Source organism: Micromonospora sp. NPDC049230, assembly GCF_040647875.1.
Lineage (GTDB): Bacteria > Actinomycetota > Actinomycetes > Mycobacteriales > Micromonosporaceae > Micromonospora.
This window is the reverse complement of record NZ_JBEZCZ010000012.1, coordinates 149889-166468: the sequence shown is the minus strand read 5'-3', so window position 1 is coordinate 166468 and position 16580 is coordinate 149889. Positions and strand designations below refer to the sequence as shown.

14 protein-coding genes are annotated in these 16580 nt (G+C 69.5%); 6 read left to right on the top strand and 8 right to left on the bottom strand.

Annotated features, from left to right (window positions below):
* Positions 1–8: 8 nt before the first annotated feature.
* Both AB0A95_RS13835 and AB0A95_RS13830 read right to left on the bottom strand, forming a co-directional pair.
* Complete coding sequence (locus AB0A95_RS13835) at positions 9–233, bottom strand: hypothetical protein (protein WP_357556030.1); 225 nt, start codon at positions 231–233, stop codon at positions 9–11.
* Positions 221–439 carry a hypothetical protein gene (locus tag AB0A95_RS13830; protein WP_357556029.1) on the bottom strand — a complete coding sequence of 73 codons (219 nt, stop codon included), beginning with the start codon at positions 437–439 and terminating at the stop codon, positions 221–223. The genes AB0A95_RS13835 and AB0A95_RS13830 overlap by 13 nt, the downstream gene beginning before the upstream one ends.
* 324 nt (positions 440–763) lie before the next feature.
* On the opposite strand from AB0A95_RS13830, the gene AB0A95_RS13825 reads away from it, so the two are divergent.
* Together AB0A95_RS13825 and AB0A95_RS13820 are read left to right on the top strand one after the other, a co-directional pair.
* Complete coding sequence (locus tag AB0A95_RS13825) at positions 764–1603, top strand: helix-turn-helix transcriptional regulator (RefSeq protein ID WP_357556028.1); 840 nt, start codon at positions 764–766, stop codon at positions 1601–1603.
* Positions 1600–1794 carry a DUF397 domain-containing protein gene (locus tag AB0A95_RS13820; protein WP_357556027.1) on the top strand — a complete coding sequence of 65 codons (195 nt, stop codon included), beginning with the start codon at positions 1600–1602 and terminating at the stop codon, positions 1792–1794. The genes AB0A95_RS13825 and AB0A95_RS13820 overlap by 4 nt, the downstream gene beginning before the upstream one ends.
* 126 nt (positions 1795–1920) lie before the next feature.
* Here AB0A95_RS13820 and AB0A95_RS13815 read toward each other — a convergent pair whose 3' ends face one another.
* Positions 1921–2172 carry a hypothetical protein gene (locus AB0A95_RS13815; protein WP_357556026.1) on the bottom strand — a complete coding sequence of 84 codons (252 nt, stop codon included), beginning with the start codon at positions 2170–2172 and terminating at the stop codon, positions 1921–1923.
* Between the two features lie 133 nt (positions 2173–2305).
* Between AB0A95_RS13815 and AB0A95_RS13810 the strand changes: the two genes are divergently transcribed.
* Both AB0A95_RS13810 and AB0A95_RS13805 read left to right on the top strand, forming a co-directional pair.
* Complete coding sequence (locus tag AB0A95_RS13810) at positions 2306–2635, top strand: hypothetical protein (protein WP_357556025.1); 330 nt, start codon at positions 2306–2308, stop codon at positions 2633–2635.
* A gap of 190 nt (positions 2636–2825) precedes the next feature.
* Positions 2826–4412 carry an FGGY family carbohydrate kinase gene (locus AB0A95_RS13805; protein WP_357556024.1) on the top strand — a complete coding sequence of 529 codons (1587 nt, stop codon included), beginning with the start codon at positions 2826–2828 and terminating at the stop codon, positions 4410–4412.
* 19 nt (positions 4413–4431) lie between these two features.
* On the opposite strand, the gene AB0A95_RS13800 is transcribed toward AB0A95_RS13805, so the two are convergent.
* From AB0A95_RS13800 to AB0A95_RS13785, 4 genes are read right to left on the bottom strand one after another with little or no spacing between them, the layout of a single operon-like run.
* On the bottom strand, positions 4432–5322 hold the full coding sequence (locus AB0A95_RS13800) for an ABC transporter permease (RefSeq protein WP_357556023.1): 891 nt from the start codon (positions 5320–5322) through the stop codon (positions 4432–4434).
* Complete coding sequence (locus tag AB0A95_RS13795; protein WP_357556022.1) at positions 5322–6221, bottom strand: ABC transporter permease; 900 nt, start codon at positions 6219–6221, stop codon at positions 5322–5324. The genes AB0A95_RS13800 and AB0A95_RS13795 overlap by 1 nt, the downstream gene beginning before the upstream one ends.
* The gene (locus AB0A95_RS13790; RefSeq protein WP_357556021.1) at positions 6218–7330 is read right to left on the bottom strand and encodes an ABC transporter ATP-binding protein; all 1113 of its coding nucleotides are present in this window, start codon (positions 7328–7330) and stop codon (positions 6218–6220) included. Before AB0A95_RS13790 ends, AB0A95_RS13795 begins: the two co-directional genes overlap by 4 nt.
* Positions 7327–8547 carry an extracellular solute-binding protein gene (locus AB0A95_RS13785; protein WP_357556020.1) on the bottom strand — a complete coding sequence of 407 codons (1221 nt, stop codon included), beginning with the start codon at positions 8545–8547 and terminating at the stop codon, positions 7327–7329. The genes AB0A95_RS13790 and AB0A95_RS13785 overlap by 4 nt, the downstream gene beginning before the upstream one ends.
* Before the next feature lie 184 nt (positions 8548–8731).
* On the opposite strand from AB0A95_RS13785, the gene AB0A95_RS13780 reads away from it, so the two are divergent.
* A complete protein-coding gene (locus tag AB0A95_RS13780; RefSeq protein ID WP_357556019.1) occupies positions 8732–9814 on the top strand; it encodes a LacI family DNA-binding transcriptional regulator in 1083 nt (360 codons plus the stop codon).
* Positions 9815–9956: 142 nt separating this feature from the next.
* Positions 9957–13415, top strand: a complete 3459-nt coding sequence (locus AB0A95_RS13775; protein ID WP_357556018.1) for an alpha-glucuronidase family glycosyl hydrolase — start codon at positions 9957–9959, stop codon at positions 13413–13415.
* Positions 13416–13493: 78 nt separating this feature from the next.
* On the opposite strand, the gene AB0A95_RS13770 is transcribed toward AB0A95_RS13775, so the two are convergent.
* Entirely contained in the window at positions 13494–16493 is a 3000-nt protein-coding gene (locus AB0A95_RS13770) for a glycoside hydrolase family 95 protein (RefSeq protein ID WP_357556017.1), read from the bottom strand.
* Between the last annotated feature and the right edge of the window lie 87 nt (positions 16494–16580).

Here is a 16580-nt window from a genome sequence, read left to right as displayed (position 1 = left end):
GACTGCCCTCAGCTTCGATGCCCTACCACGACAGGACATCGGTGCAGGTCTCCCACCTCCACTCGATCGAATAGCGCCTCGTGGCGCACGTACCCGGTGAGCCAGATCCAGTCGTTGTACGGGTCGGTCTCGCCGACAGACACCAGACGCAGCCTCAGCGCCCGGTCCCCCGAGAACTGCACCGAGCAGGCGGCCCCGATCAGCACGATGTCTCCCGGCTTCACGGCAGCCACCCGAGGAACCTGCGGTACCCGGTGCCGGCGGGAGCCCAGGACAGGTCCTGCATGGCCGCGCTGAGGTGCGACCCCAGGTAGCCGGCCAGCGCGACCGGCGACGTGGCGTACCCATCCAGCAACTCCCCTCGGCGCGTGGCGCAGGGCCAGGGCCTGTCGCATCCCTCGCACAGCCAGAGCGGCAGGACCGGGCCGTGCGCGGTCATCGGCTCTCACCCGGCCAGTGACCCCGGTTGACCGGGATCCGGTGTCTGGCTCGGCACGGCAGCTCGTTCCCACACCTACAGACGTTGCGCCACTTGATCCACGACCACACCGGCTTGTGCCTGCGAGCCAGGGTCATCGCTACCGCCAGTAGGTACTCCTTGTAGCTCACCTGCCGGGACATGTACGCTCCCTCGCGATTGCGCGGCGTGTATCACACCAGCCATTTTGCGTGCGCAGATTGACGGGGTCAACGACCTGTAGCCATTTGCGACACGCGGCGTATGGGCGAGCTAACGCGAGGGGGCCGAGGCAAGATGGCACTTATGGAGAGCCCGACGTTCCTGAGGTTCCAGCTCGGCGCACAGCTCAAGCGAGCACGCGAGGAAGCAGGCGTGACGGTCGAGCAATCCGCCGACCTGATCGAGGTGTCACCGAGCACCCTGCGCCGGATCGAGCAGGGCCGGGTCGGGCTCAAAGGACCAGCCCTGAATGCGTTGCTGGATCGCTACGGCGTGACCGATGCCGAGCTGCGGGAGACGTTGCTGTCCATGGCTCGCAGCGGCAAGCAGCGCGGCTGGTGGGCGAAGTATGGCGACCTGCCGAACTCCTACCGCCAGTACATCGGCCTGGAATCCGCAGCATCCGAGATCCACAACTTCGAAACGCTTGTGGTGCCCGGCCTGCTCCAGACCGCCGAGTACGCCCGAGCGATCATCGGCGCCGACGCCTCGCAACCGACGCCGGATGGGGTGGCCCAGCGAGTCGCCGCACGCACGGAACGACAGAAGCTACTGAGTGATGGTCAACTGAAGCTCGTTGCGGTCATCGACGAGGCGGTACTCCACCGCCAGATCGGTGGACCGGAGGTCATGGTCGAACAGCTCACGATCTTGCTCGAAGCGCAGAAGCGCTGGAACGTCACGATCCAGGTCATCCCGTTTCGCGAGGGTGCCTACGCCTCGATGGTGTCCAGCTTCCACATCCTTGGCTTTGCGGAGGGTCCCGGAGTGGTCTACATCGAGGGACTGACCGGTGACCTCTACGCTGAGGGCGAGGACGTCGACAGGTGCGCACGGGTGTTCAGCGACCTACGGGCAGCCGCGCTGTCACCTACGGCGTCGACCACATTGATCAAGAAGCTTCGTGACAAGGAGACACCATGAAGGCGCTCGATAACCAGTGGCGCACCAGCACCCGCAGCGGCGGCAACGGCGCGTGCGTGGAGGCTCGGTACACGGATCACACCGCCCAGGTGCGGGATTCCAAGGACCAGCAGGGACCGGTGCTGTCGTTCGGTGCGGGTCAGTGGGCCGGCTTCGTCCGGGGCATCAAGGGCGGCAATTTCAACGTCTGACATCGGTGCCGGGTGAAGCGCTCGGACTTCCTTCTTCTTCGGCGGTCGGCGGGCCCACGGACGATCGGCGGGATCAACCTGGGCGCGCGGACGCGGGTGGAGTTCCTGGTCTGAGCGCCCCCGGGGTCACTGATCGGGGCGTCGACGGGCGAGATGCACGATGATGTCGGCGGAAAGCTCGACCGTCGCGGGCAGGATCTGCTCGATCTGGCTGAGGACCTGCTCCCGCTGTGAGGTCGGCAGCGTGAGATACGCCGAGATCGTCGACAGATGTCCGACGTAGTCGCGCGCACTCACCGTCAGGCGACGCGTGATCACGGTCTGCTGGACGTCGACGAACCATTCGCAGCGTTGGAGTTCCGTGCCGGGCCACTGCATGGCCTGACCCGGGGGCGTGCCGTCTGGAGATGGGATCCGGTGAAAGGTGGCTCGGGTCCGCGCCTCTGGGGTGAACTGAGGGGCCTTGTGCTGGGTCGTCGTGTGCGTGGCGGTGGTCGGGCACTCTGGTCTGGTGGCGACTGAGGAGCACCGTCAACGAGGATGGCGAAAGCTGGCCCGCGATGCTGGGGTCAACGTAGTGGCGAACCTGATTGCTGCCGCGATCATCTACCTGCTGGCGGTGGCTGCCGGCTATCTCAACGCGAATCGGAAGATCATCGCTGGGCTTCTGACGATCCCCGTCATCCTCGTCATCGTTGGCGCAATCCTGTACATCGGGTTTGTCGCTCCACGATGGGGGCGGTGGCAGTGGCTTGTGGTGCCATTGGTCCTGCTGCTGATGTCGGCGGCGGTACTCGGTCTCGGCTACCTCCGCTCGTGGGCAGATCCGGACTTGTTCTAGTCAAGACGATCCACGCGGCCCACACCCGCTCCTCACGCTTGTCATTGCGCCATGTGGTAGCCGCCGCTGCCGTCGAAACGTGGTCGCAGTAGGCGTGGCCCTGCTGGGGCTGTCGGTTGTCGTGCCACACGACGCGACAACTGTGCGCAACCGCTTGCCCACTCGTCGAACACCGCTCGACCATGTGCTCATGGGGCCGGAGCGTCGTGTCATCCTCGGGGTCGACGTGGGCGCCACCGCCGTCCGGGTGGGCGCTTTCGCGGTGGACGGCTCCGCCCGACACGTCCGGACACGGGCGTACCCGCTGCTCCAACCGCTGCCCGGCTGGCAGGTCCAGGACCCCGACGTGCTGGTGGCGGCCACCCTGGCGGCGGTGTCCGCGTGTGTCGCCGACACCGCCGGGGCGGAGGTCGTGGCCCTCGCGGTCAGCTCCCCCAGGTACGGCGTGATCGGGCTGGACGCGACACTCAGCCCGGTGACGCCGCTGCTGACCGGGCGGGACACCCGCTCCGCGGAGGTGGCTCGCGACCTGCGGGTCTCCGGCCAGAGCCGGGAGCTGCACCGGCTCACCGGCACGCCCGTGCACCCGGGCAGCCCACTGTGCAAGCTCATCTGGTTCGCCCGCCACGAGCCGTACCTCTGCACCGCGACGCGGTGGTGGGTCGGCCTGAAGGACTACCTGGTCCATCGGCTGACCGGGACGTTGGTGACCGAGCTGTCGTCGGCGTCCGGCACCGGCATGTTCGACGTGCACCGGCGGGTGTGGAGTGCTAGCGTACTCGATCTGGTCGGGGTGTCTGGCAGCCAGCTGCCGCCGGTCCTGCCCACGACCGGTGTGTTGCGGCTCTCCTCGGCGGCCGGGCGGGCGGTCGGCCTGCCGTCCGGCACACCTGTCGTGGTGGGCGCGGGTGACGGCCCGTCGAGCACCCTGGGCATGGCGGCGATCGACAGTAGTGTCGCCGGTCTGACGCTCGCGGCCACCGGGGCCCTGCGGACTGTCGTCGCGGCTCCGCTCGTCGACCCGGCGGAGATCTTCTCCTGCGCCGCGCTGACCGAGGACGCGTGGGTGGTCGGCACGACTGTCAACAACGGCGGCAACGTGGTGCGGTGGGCCAGTGGCGCCCTCGAACCCGATCCTCGCCCGGCGTCCGACGACCAGCTCGCCGCGCCCGAGCTGCTGGCGCTCGCCGAACGGATCGCCCCGGGCAGCGACGGCCTGGTGATGCTGCCCTATCTGCTGGCCGACCGGACGTCGGCGGTGGATCCCGGCCTGCCGGGCGCGTACCTGGGTTTGCGCAGCGAGCACTCCCGGGGTCACCTGGTGCGGGCCGCGGTGGAGGGTGTGTGCCTGCACCTCGGCGGCGTCCGGGACCGCCTGGCCGAGCTGACGCCGGTCAGCGGCGTTCGCCTGGCCGGCGGCGCGTTCCGATCTCCGCTGTGGCGTGCGGTGATGGCCGCGGTCCTGGACTGTCCGACCCAGGTGGCCGGCGAGGACGACGACGCCGCCCTCGGCGCGGCGGCGCTCGGGCTCTTCGCGATCGGCCTGGCCGCCGATCTCACTGACGCCGTCACCCGGCTCAGTCCCGAGAGTGCCCGCGCCGAGCCGGTCGCTGTCGACCCGACCCTTGCCACGACCTATCGCGGCCTGCGCGCGAAGCTGCCCGCCCTCCGCACTGTCGTGGGCCGGGTGGGCGAGATCCTCGACGAGGTGGCGGCCGGGCCGGGCGTCGGCTGGCGGGCCACCACCACGGCGGCCCGGGACGTGGTGGGCGGCTGACCGGGCCGGTCGACGGGCGTCAGTGCTCGGGGTCCTCCTTGACCTGGGCGACGAGCTGGGTCGGGTTGACGTAGCGCAGGGCGACGACGAGCAGCACGAGCATCATCGACGTGTAGATGACCGCCATGGCGTCGACCGACTGCTGCGCCCGGATGCCGGACGCGGACATCGAGTAGTAGAGCGCCACGACGAGGGTCTGCGAGTCGGGCCCGGCGGTCAGGAAGGTCAGCTCGAACATGCCGACGGTCCGGACGAGGACGAGGATCGCGGAGGCGAGGATGCCCGGCACGAGCAGCGGCGTGAGGACCCGGAGGAACACCGTACGCAGACCCGCGCCGCACATCCGCGCGGCGCTCTCGATGCGCGGGTCGATCTGCTCGATGAACGGGGTCATGGTCAGGATGACGAAGGGCACCGAGGGTACGAGGTTGGCGAGCACCACACCGGACATGTTCCCGGCCAGCCCGAACTTGTAGAGGACCGTCGCCAGCGGGATGCCGTACGTGATCGGGGGCATGAGGATCGGCAGCAGGAACACGAGGAAGATCAGCCGCTTGCCGGGGAAGGACCGCCGCGCGAGGACGTAGGCCGCCGGCACGCCGATCAGCAGCGCGAGACCCACGACGAGGACGGAGACCTCAAGCGTCACGACGATGACCTGAAGGAGGGCGAACTCGTCCCAGGCCCGGCCGTACCAGCTGGTGGTGTAGCCGTCCGGGAGCCAGGTGTCGAACCACCGCTGGCCGAACGAGCTGACCAGCACGGACGCCACGACGCCCAGCAGGTTGACGAAGAAGAAGATGACGACGCCCCACACGATCCAGGCGACCGGGCGCGCGGCGACGCGCCGCCGCCGGTCGGTGCCTGTTGCGGGGGGTCGCGCGGGTGGGGCCTGGGTGGTCAGTGTCATCAGCCCTTGCCTCCGGTGGCGCCGGTGTAGAAACGACTGCGCGCGGCCAGCACCACGGCGATGACGACAAGCTCGACGAAGCCCATGATCATGGCGATCGCCGACGCGTACGGGTAGTCGTACTGCTCGTACGCCGCCTGGTAGGCGGCGAGGGAGATGACCCGCGTCTCACCGGCCGGGTTGCCGACCAGGACGGCCGACGGGAACACGCTGAACGCCAGCACGAACGTCAGGCAGAACGTCGTGGCGAGGCCGGGCATCAGCAGCGGGAGGGTGATTCGGGTGAACCGGCGACGCCAGTCCGCCCCCAGCGTCGCGGCCGCCCGTTCCAGGGTGGGGTCGATGCCGGAGAGGTAGGAGAGCACCAGCAGGAACGCGAACGGGAAGCCGGTGATCACCAGTGAGAAGAACACGCCCCAGTAGTTGTGGGTCAGTCGGACCGGCTCGTCGACGAGGTGCGTGGCGAGCAGGATCCGGTTGAACCAACCGGTCGGGCCGAGGAAGTTGAGCAGCCCCTGGGCGGTGAGGACGGTGCCGAGCGTGATCGGCACGACCAGCAGCGTGGTGACCAGCCGCTTGCCCCGGAACCGGCCGCGCATCCGGTAGGCGATCGGCACGGCGGCGAGGACGTTCAGGAGCGCGGCGGGCAGCGCGATCCGCAGTGTGATCCAGATCGTGCCGCGCTCGTAGGCGTCGGAGAAGAACCGGGCGTAGTCGCTGAACGGCCCGCCGTTCGTGGGCTGGAACGACAGCGTCAACCCGTAGAAGAACGGGTAGAGGAACAGGGCGATGACGAAGACCAGCGCCGGGACCAACAGGAGGAGCTGGCGGTCGATGCCCCGTTCGGCGAGCCGGTGTCGCAGGTGCGCCACCGGTCGGCCGGGGCCGGCGGCGCTCACCGCGTCGCCACCGGGGCGTCCGCGAGACGGTCGGCCTGCGCTGTCGCGCCGGCGGGATAGACGAGCAGCCGCTGCGGGTCGACGGCGAGCTTGACCTGGTCGCCGGGCGCGATCCGCTGTTCGGTACGCAGGTGCAGCGACTGGCCGGTGTCGGTACGCGCCTCGGCCGCCAACTCGCGGCCCTGGTATTCCACCACCTCGATCGTCGCCGACAGGGTGTTGGAGGTCCCTGCGGCCCCGTCGACGCGGATGTCCTCGGGGCGTACCGCGACCACCACCTCCGCGCCGTCGGCGAGGTCACCGACGGCCTCGCCGAGCAGGCGTTGCCCGGACGACTCGACGGTGGCCCGGCCGCCGTCGCGCCGCACCACCCGGCCCCGCCACAGGTTGCGGTAGCCCATGAAGTCGGCCACGTGCCAGTTCGCCGGCCGGGTGTGCAACTCGCGCGGCGACCCGACCTGCTGCACCCGCCCCTCCCGCAACACCACCAGCCGGTCGGCCAGGGAGAGCGCCTCCTCCTGGTCGTGCGTGACGTAGACGGTGGTGAGCCCCAGCGACTGGTGCAGCCGGCGAATCTCGGTACGCATCTCCAGCCGCAGTTTGGCGTCGAGGTTACTCAACGGCTCGTCCATCAACACCAGCGACGGCTCGAACACCACCGCGCGGGCGATGGCGACACGTTGCTGCTGCCCACCGGAGAGTTGGCCGGGCAGCTTGTCGACGTGGTCCTCCAGTCGCACCAGTCGCACCGCCTCCGCCGTACGCCGGCGAATCTCCTCCTTCGGCAGCCGTCGCATGCGCAGCCCGAAGGCGATGTTCGCCCGCACCGTCAGGTGCGGGAAGAGGGCGTAGCTCTGGAACACCATGCCGAAGCCCCGCCGCTCCGGTGGCAGTGTGTCGATCCGCCGCTCGTCCTGCCAGATGCTCCCCCGGGTCAGTGGCAGGAGCCCGGCCAGGCAGTTCAGGGCCGTCGACTTGCCGCAGCCGGACGGGCCGAGCAGGGCGATGAACTCGCCCGTCTCGATGGTGAGGTCCAGCTCGGTGAGCGCGTCCTGACCGCCGAACCGACGGGACACCCCGTCCAACCGCAGCTGGGTGAAGGCGCTCATCCCTGCTTGACCTTCCCGCCGCCGATCTCGCGGTCCCAGCGGTTGAACGCCGCCACGAGGCTCTTCGCGTCCAGCGGCACCTCGGTCGGGTTGCCGGCGATCAGCGCCTCGTACTCGGGGCGGCCGAACTCCCGGATCGCGTCCTGGCTCTTCTGCGGTGCCGAGGTGAGCCCGACGTCCTTCACGGCCGGGCCCGGGTAGAAGTAGCCCTCGTCGTACGCCTTGGCCTGCTGCTCGGGAGTGAGCATGAACGCCAGCAGGGCCAGCACCGCCGCCTGCGTGTCGGTCGAGACGCCCTTGGGCAGCACGGCGTAGTGCGCGTCGGTGACCCAGTGGAAGCCGTCGAGCGTGGCGATCCTGGCCTCCTTCGGCACCGTGCCCAGCACCCGGGGGTTGATGTCCCAGCCGGTCGTGCTGACGATCAGGTGAGCCGTGCCGTTGGCGAGGTTCTTCATCGTCTCGGTGGTGCCGGACGGGTAGTAGTCCACGTACTGGCCCAGCTCCTTGAGGAAGGCCCAGGTCTTGTCCCACCCCGCTGTGGGGTCCTTGGGATTGGCGTCGCCCAGGATGTAGGGCAGGCCCATCAGGAACGTGCGACCGGGGCCGGAGTTGGCCGGCCGGGCGTACTGGAACTTCTTGGGGTTGGCCCGGGCCCAGGCGAGCAGGGCCGCCGCGTTGGTCGGCGGCGTGGCCAGGCGGGTCGGCAGGTATTCGAGCAGCGGACCGGACGGGTAGTAGGTGACGGTGACGCCGGCGTTGCCGGCGAGCTGCTGCATCGCGGCGGCCGGTGCCAGGTAGTCACGCATGCCGCCGAGGCGGTCCTGGAACGTCGGCAGCAGGTCGAGCCAGAGCCCCTGTTCGATGCCCGCCGCCAGCCCGTCCACACCGGTCAGCACGAGACCGATGTCCACCCGGTTCGCGCCCTGCTGGGCCTTGATCTTGCCGGCCAGCTCCGGTGCCGGTGCCTTCGAGTAGGTCACCCGGGAGATCACGCCGGGGTTCTTGGCCACGAAGTCGTCGATCATCCCCTGGGTCAGCTGGAGGTTGCCGGCAACGTCGAGGACGTTGAGCGTCACGGCCCGACCGGGCCGCTGCGGCACCTCGCCGGTGGTGTCGCCGGTGGACTTGCCGGGGCCCTCGGGTGCGCCGCACCCGGCCGCGCCCACGAGGAGCGACGATGCCGTGACCAGGAGAGCCTCGCGTCGCGTCATACCCATGAGCTGTTCCCTCCGCCAGGTGTCATCCCGCTGATTCAGGCAGCCGGCGTGCCGCGGCGGCAATGGGTTGCCATGTATTGCCTCGCGCGAATGCGTTCGCGGCAGCGGAATGTTGCGGGGGCATTGCCGAGTCCGCACCGCCGTCATACCATGATCACGGCGCGTAGCCGGGAGGAGCATGCAGATGCCCGACCACACCAGGCCGCCCGACAAGAGGGTCACGATCTACGACGTCGCGAGCGAAGCCGGCGTCTCGCCGTCCACTGTGTCCCGCGCCTTCTCCAGGCCGAGCCGCGTCAACTCCGAGACCGCCGAGCGGGTCCGGCAGGTCGCCGAACGGCTGGGCTATCGGACCAACCCCCTCGCGCGCACCGTCGGCACCGCCCGCACGCACATGATCGCGCTGGTCATCGCCGACATCAGCAACCCGGTGTACGCCGAGATCGTGCGCGGTGCGCAGGAGGCGGCGACCGACAGCGAATACACCACTGTGCTGATCGACGCCCAGGAGTCCGACCGACGGGAACGGGCGGCGATCGAACGCACCATGTCGACTGTCGACGGCATCGTGCTGGCCAGCAGCCGGATGTCCGACTCCGCCATCCGGATGTTCGCCAAGCAGCGGCCGGTGGTGGTCCTCAACCGCGCCATCGCCGACGTGCCCTGCGTCGTGACGGACAACCCCCGGGGTGTGCGGCGGGCCGTCGAACACCTCGGTGAGCTGGGGCACGACCACATCACGTACGTCGCCGGGCCGGAGGCTTCCTGGCCGAACGGCATCCGCTGGCGGTCGCTGCTCGAAGCCGGCATGGAGCTGGAGATCAAGGTACGCCAGATCGGCCCCTTCAGCCCGACCATCGCCGGCGGCGAGCGGGCCGCCGAGGAGTGGTGCGCCCGCCCGACAACAGCGGTCCTCGCCTTCAACGACCAGATGGCGATCGGCCTCATCCGCGGTCTCGGTCAGCGGGGCGTCGACGTTCCGGGCGACGTCAGCATCGTGGGTTTCGACAACATCGTCGCGGCCGACATCGTCACACCCGGGCTGACCACCGTCGCGGCACCTCTGTACGCGGAGGGTTCGGCCGCGACCCGACACCTGCTCACGATGATCGAGGGGGCACCCGGGCACACCGGTCGACCGATGGTCCTCCCGGTACGCCTCGTGGTGCGCCACTCCACGGCCCCCCGCAACCCGAGCCCGGGTCGGGCCCGATCGCCCTGGGTACGCCAGCGGCCGGCGCCCAACCCGGCGGCGCACCTGTGGTGAGGGCACGCGCGACAAGAAACGACAACTCCTTGCCCAGCCCGCGACAGCCCGGACACGATCGGCGCACCTTCCATTCATTCGCATCACTGCGTCCGTACGCCGTCCCGATCGACGTCCCCATCGGACAACAGAGGAGAAGGCAATGAACCGAGGTCCGGTGCCCAGGCTGCGGCGAGTTCTCATCGTGCTCGGCACGGCGCTCGCCACGGTCGCGGCCACCCTCGCCGTCGCCACCACGCCCGCCACCGCGGCCGAGTCGCCGGCCGACTACGGCGGCTCCGACCTGTGGTTGCGATACGTGCCGGTCAGCGACGCGAAGCTGCTGCGCGACTACCGCCGCACCGCCACGTCGATCGTTGTCGAGAACGCCGACGCCACCCGGGTCCACCGGCACACGGCCGACCTCGCCATGGCGCCCGGCTCCACCGAGAAGCTGGCCGAGACCACGCTCGGCGCGGCCCGCGACGAGCTGGTACGCGGCCTGGGCGGGCTCCTCGACCGGGCGGCAGCCGTGACGACTGTCAGCGGCGACCGGGTCCCCGATGGCGCTGTCGTGGTGGGCACGCCGACCAGCTCGCCGCTGGTGCGCCGCCTCATCCCGGCCCGGGACCTGGCCGGGGTCGGCGACGAGGGCTACCTCGTCCGCTCGCTGTCTCGCGGCAGGGACCGGTTCACCGTCATCGCCGGCAACACCGACCTCGGCGCGCTCTACGGGACCTACGCGTTCCTGCGGTTGATGCAGACGCAGAAACCCATCGACCACCTCCGGGTCGCGGAGTCCCCGAAGATCAAGCATCGTCTGCTGAACAACTGGGAGACCGAGCGGCTCTACGCCGGCAACAACGCCTCCGGCCTGGGTGGGTTGAACGGGGAGAGCGGTGCGATCTTCAACTTCGCGGCGACCGGAGCGAGTGCCGACAAGAACCTGCCCGTCATCCTCGACCGCTACGTCGTCGTGGCCCGCGCGTTGGCGTCGCTGGGCATCAACGGCATCACCATCAACAACGTCAACGCCGACAACGCGTACCTGACGAGCGCCCGGATCGCGCAGGAGGCGGCCCTCGCCGATGCGCTGCGTCCGTACGGCATCAAGCTGGGCCTGTCGATCCGCTACACCGCGCCGACTGACGCCCGGTTCGCACCGGACACGCTGACCAACAGCCAACTCGACCCGTACGGCACCGACTTCCGGGGCTGGTGGCAGCGCCGGGCGCAGCAGATCCAGGCCGCCATCCCGGACTTCATGGGCTTCACCGTGAAGGCCAACTCCGAGGGCCAGCCGGGGCCACAGGACTTCGGGTACGACCACGGCGACGGCGCCAACGCCATCGGAGCGGCTGTCGCGCCCCTCGGGATGACGGTGCACTGGCGGACGTTCGTCTACAACGCCGAGGTCGACAACGACCGGCTCAAGCGGGCCTACCTGGAGTTCGGGCCGATCGACGACGAGGTCCAATCCGACGGCAGCAGAGGGCGCTTCGCCGACAACGTGTTCCTCCAGACCAAGAACGGGCCACTGGACTTCCAGGCCCGGGAGCCCATCCACCCGATGTTCGGCCGGATGGAGAACACCAACCAGGCGCTGGAGCTCCAGATCACCCAGGAGTACACGGGCCAGAACTGGATGCTGACCTACCTCGGGCCCATGTACGAGGAGATCCTCAAGACCGACACGTACGCGACCGACGCGAACGGGAAGCTGCTCAAGAAGCGCCTCGTCGGCGACATCGTCGACGGGAGCGCCCAGCACCATCCGGACACCGCCATCGTGGGTGTCGCCAACCTCGGTAACGCCGACAACCTGACCGGGCACCACTTCGCCCAGGCGAACCTCTTCGCCTTCGGCCGGCAGGCCTGGGACTGGACGCTCGACTCGACCGACATCGCGACCGACTGGGTCCGGATGACCTGGGGCAACGACAGGCGTGTCGTCGACACCATCCGGAAGATGATGATGGGGTCGTGGGAGGCGCTGGTGAGCTACCAGACGCCGCTGGGCATCGGCCACCAGTTCGCCGAGGGCGCCCACTACCGGCCCGACCCGGCCGACTGGGCGGGCCGCGACGACTGGAGCCCGGTCTACTACAACCAGGCCGACAGCGTCGGCCTCGGCTACGACCGCTCCCCCACCGGCAGTAACCTCGCCGCCCAGTACTTCCCCCGGCTCCAGCGGCGCTACGGGGACATCGACTCGGTCCCGGAGAACCTGCTGATGTGGTTCCACCACGTGCCGTGGGGCCATCGGATGGACAGCGGCCGACCGTTCTGGGACGAGCTGGTCTACCGCTACCAGATGGGTGTGCAGTACGTGACCTGGATGCGGGAGACCTGGGAGACGCTCCGGGCCGACATCGACGCGCGACGGTTCGCTGAGGTCCGCGCCAAGCTGGCCGTCCACGAGACGGACGCCGCCGACTGGCGGGACACGTCGGTGAACTACTGGAAGGAGTTCAGCGGCCGGGCCATCCCGGTCGACGACGCGCCCCTCTCGGCGAAGATCGTGGTGAACGGCAGGGAGTTCGGCGGCTTCAACCTGTCCGACACGTCGTACACCATCCCGGTTCGCGCCGGGGGCTCCCCCACCATCACGAAGGTGCGGACGGCCGACCGCAAGGCGCGCTACCAGATCGTCTCCCAGGCGGCGAGCGTTCCCGGGCAGGCGGTCGTCAAGGTCACGACGGAGAGCTTCTTCGGCCCGCTCGTGAAGAACTACGTCTTCAACCTGGTGCCCGACACGACGCTGACGAGCCTGCGCGTCGACGGGAAGCCGCTGACCTCCTTCGCACCGGCGGTGCTGCACTACAACGCCCTCACGCCGCCCGGCACCACGGCCGTGCCGACGGTCACCGCCAGGGCCGCCGATCCCGCCGCCACCGTCGCGGTCGAGCAGGCGGGCAGCGCCACCGGGCAGGCCCGGGTCACCGTCACCAACGGCGGGACGACGTCGGTCTACACGGTGGACCTGAACACCACGCTCACCGGCAGCGACGAGTTCCGCTCGGCCGCACTCGGCTCCCAGTGGCAGTGGGTACGACCCGACGACAGCCGGTGGCGTCTGGCCGACGGGTCGCTTGTCATCACCACCCAGCAGGGCGACCTCCAGGGCAGCACCAACACCGCGAAGAACCTGGCCTTGCAGGACGTCGACGGTGACTGGACAGTGGAATCCAGGATCGTCTTCTCCCGCCCGCTGGCCAACAACAACGAACAGGGCGGTGTCATCGGGTACGCCGACGACGACAACTACGTGAAGCTGGCCTGGGAGATGGGCAGCGCGACAGCGGCCGTCAACAAGACCCGGCTGGTCCTGCTGCGCGAGCAGAACGGCGCGACGTCGACCGTGGAGATCACCGGCGCGGACGCCCAGCGCATCGTCGGGGCCGACGGCGCCATCTGGCTCCGACTCACCAAGATCGGGGACAGCTACCGCGCCTACTACTCCCGCGACGGGAGCGTCTACCGCTACATCGGCTCCACGACGTTGAACGTCGAGACGACGAAGGCCGGGCTGCTGGCCTTCAACCGGGCCGGCACCTCCACCGATCTCGACGTCGCGTTCGACTACTTCCGGGTCGAGAGCCGAGGGGAGCGCATTCGTTAGGGTTCCGCCCAACCGTGACCGGGCCCGTCCCAGTGGGGACGGGCCCGGTCACGCTCCCCCGAGCAGGATGCGTCGCGGTCAGCCGCCGATGGCGATGGCGAAGATGTGCATGGTCGACACGTTCGTCGCCGGCCGGGCGCTGATGTTGGGCAACACGACCGAGGCGACAGCCTTGCTCTGCAACGCGACACCCACGTAGTAGATGCAGGCGGCGGTGTTCTGCCGCTGGTTGTTGGGCCGGTTCTGGTACGCCGACACGATGGCCGCGGTGCCCGCCGAACTCGGCCCGCCGTACCAGTCGGGCGTGCTCAGGGTGAACGTCTGGCGGGTGCCGTCGGCGTAGACCACGGTGCCGGTGCCCGACGGGGCGCCGTAGGTGCCGGTCAGGAGGAAGCCGAGGGTGCTGCCCGTGCCGGTCACGCTGATCGTCTGCCCGGAGGCGATGGCGTTGTCGGCGGCACCCGAGCTGACGTTGGGCCACCGGAAGGTGACCCCGTTGCGGCTCACCGTGCCGCCCGGGCTGGCACCGGCGGCGGCGAGGGCCTGCGCCGAGAGCGACGCCCCGCCACCGTCGATGTTCGCGACGTTGGTGTTGCTGTCGCTGCTGATGCCGACGTTGCTGAAGCTCTGCTCCAGCGTCGGTAGGGCGACGCCCGTGCTGGTGACCCGGTAGGTGCGCCCGGCCTGCACGGTGACCTCGATCAGGTCGGACTCGATCCGGGTGACCCGGGCCGCCGTACCGTCGGCGGTGTCGACGACGGTGACGGTGCCGGTGAGGATCCGGGCGCGCAGGCGGACGGTGCCGGCGCGGTCCGGTCGGACGAGGATCTCGGTGGCCTGACCGCTGCTCCAGGTGATGTCGACGGTGTGCCCGCCCCGACCCCGCAGGCCGGCCACTCGCCCACTGGGCCAGGCCGGCGGCAGCGCGGGCAGGAGGTGCAGCTCGCCGGCGTGGCTCTGCAACAGCATCTCGGCGATGCCGGCGGTGGCGCCGAAGTTGCCGTCGATCTGGAACGGCGGGTGCAGGTCGAACATGTTGGGCGCGAGCCGTGCGGTGGTGGCGAGGTAGCGGATCAGGTCGTGCGCCCGCTTGCCCTCCTCCATCCGCGCCCAGAAGTTGATTTTCCAGGCCAACGACCAGCCCGTCCCGTCGTCACCGCGCAGCGCCAGGGTCCGACGGGCGGCCTCGAACAGCTGCGGGGTGCCGCGCTTGGTGATCTGGTTGCTGGGGGCCAGCCCGTACAGGTGCGAGATGTGCCGGTGGTTGGGCTCGGTCTCCACCCAGTCGTAGAGCCACTCCATGATGTTGCCGCGCGAGCCGATCTTCATGGGTGGGAGGCGGTCCCGGGTGGCGCGAACCTGGGCCCGGAAGGTGCTGTCCACGTCGAGGATCTCGCTGGCGCGGGCGCACGCGTCGAACAGGTCCCGCAGGATCTGGTTGTCCATCGTGGGGCCGGCGCACACGCTGGCGTTCGAGTGGTGGCTGAGCTCCGGCGAGTTCGACGGGTTGGTCACCAGGTAGCCGAGGGTCGGTTCGGTCACCAGGGTGTTGAGGAAGAACTGCGCCGCGCCCTTCATGGCCGGGTAGTTCGTCCGCAGGAACTCGATGTCGCCGTTGAACAGGTAGTGGTCCCAGATCAACGTGGACAGCCAGGCGCCACCGGTCTGCCACATGCCCCAGAACGCGCCGTCCACCACCGCGGTGGCCCGCCACGCGTCGGTGTTGTGGTGGGTGACCCAGCCACTGGCGGCGCCGTACTGCACCTGGGCGGTCCGGGTGCCGGCGACGGCGAGGTCCCGGACCAGGTCGAAGACCGGGTTGTGGCACTCGGCCAGGTTCGTGGTGTTGGCCGGCCAGTAGTTCATCGGCAGGTTGGCGTTGATCGTGTACTTCGAGTCCCAGGAGGGGGTCAGCGAGTCGTTCCAGATGCCCTGGAGGTTGGCCGGCTGCGTGCCGGGCCGCGAGGACGAGATCAGCAGGTACCGCCCGAACTGGAACAGCAGCGCGGAGAACTGCGGGTCGTTGACGCTGTTGTGCTGGGCGATCCGGACGTCCGTCGTCTGGTCGGCCGCGGCGGTGCGGCCCAGGTCCAGGGTGACCCGGCCGAACAGCGCCTGGTAGTCGGCCACGTGCCGGCTGCGCAACTGGTCGTAGCTGCTGGCCCGCGCGGCGGTGAGGCGCTGCCGGGCGATGCCCTGGTAGTCGCCGCCGACGTTGCGGTAGTTGACGTAGCTGGTGCCGATGGAGACCAGCAGGGTCACGCTGTTGGCGTTCGTCACCCGCAGGGTGCCGCCGGAGCTGGACACGCTGCCGCCGGTGACCGTCGCGTTGGCCAGCGCGAGGAAGCGGACCTGGCCGGTGACGCCCTCCATGTTTCCGGAGACGCCGTCGAGGCCGATAGTGGCGCCGTCGGGGCTGGACACCGAGGTGCGCTGCGGGCTGTCGAAGGTGGCGGTGAAGCTGATCGAGCCGGTCCGGTCGGCGGTCAGTCGGATCGCGATGACCTGGTCCGGTGCGCTGGCGAACACCTCCCGCTGGTGCCGGACGCCGTTGAGCACGTACGTCGTCGTGGCGGTGGCGGTGGTGAGGTCCAGCGTCCGGTTGTACTGAGAGGCGCCGCTGGCGGAGCCGAACGCGAGCCGGAGGTTGCCGACGGTCTGGTAGGCCAGCTGGCCGCCGGGGTTGCCCATCATGGTCTGGTTGATCAGATCCTGGGCCTGGGTCCACTGGTTCGCGTTGACCAGTCGCCGGATCTCCGCAAGTGCTCCCGCGCCTCTGGGGTTGCTGGGGTCGTGGGGCCCACCGGCCCAGACGGTGTCCTCGTTGAGCTGGAGTCGTTCGGTGTCGACGTTGCCGAAGACCATCGCGCCGAGCCGACCGTTGCCGATCGGCAAGGCCCGTAGCCAGTCGGTGCCGGCGGACTCGTCGTACCAGAGCGCGAGGTCATTGGCGGCCAGCACCTGTGGCGGCGCCACCGAGCCCGCTTTGGCCACGGCCGTCCAGGGCAGCGGCAGGAGGGCACCGCCCGCACCGGCCGCACCGATCTTGAGGGCTTGGCGTCGGGTCAGGTCTGACATCGATCCTCCAAACGGTGACCGATCCGGCCACCCCGATGCGTGACAACTGTGGTAACCGAGATGGGTCCGCTTCGCGGGCCGACCAGG